The organism is Onishia niordana (assembly GCF_004798965.1).
Taxonomy (GTDB): domain Bacteria; phylum Pseudomonadota; class Gammaproteobacteria; order Pseudomonadales; family Halomonadaceae; genus Onishia; species Onishia niordana.
Window position 1 is genome coordinate 1 of record NZ_SDSD01000017.1, and the last position, 529, is coordinate 529.

General features: G+C 62.0%; 1 protein-coding gene. It reads left to right on the plus strand.

Annotated features, from left to right (window positions below; translation table 11 throughout):
- On the plus strand, window positions 1-459 hold a 459-nt coding region (locus ETC27_RS16445; protein WP_136256053.1), incomplete at its 5' end, for a M23 family metallopeptidase.
- Between the last annotated feature and the right edge of the window lie 70 nt (window positions 460-529).

Below are 529 nucleotides of genomic sequence, written 5' to 3' on the forward strand. Positions count from 1 at the left end.
CGCCATCCCGTGTACGGCGGGGTCCGACGTCATGACGGTATCGATCTTGCCGCGCCTCGCGGCACCCCGGTCATGGCCACTGCGCCGGGGCGCGTCTCCTTCATCGGTCGCCGGGGAGGTTATGGACGTGTTGTCGAGATAAAACATGATACGGGCACCATCAGTCGCTATACGCATCTCAGCCGTTTCGCTGCCAGCCTGGCGGTCGGGGCCCCCATCAAGGCCGGCGACAAACTGGGTGAGGTAGGGGCTTCCGGACTCGCCACGGGGCCCAACCTGCACTACGAAGTGAGAGTGGATGACCGCCCCGTAGATCCCCTCGAGGAAGGGCAGCGCATTATTCTGAGTGAGTCACCCACACGCCAAGAGTATCGCAGCGCACTGTTCGAGGCTCGGACACGTCTGCAAAAAGCCATCGGAACGTCCGCTGCTTCCGGTCTTGCCGCAATGGTGAACTGACAAGCCTTTAGGTGGACTTGCTGTGAAACACGCCTCGGTGGGCACAATGTACCTAGCGTCGCGTGACGCT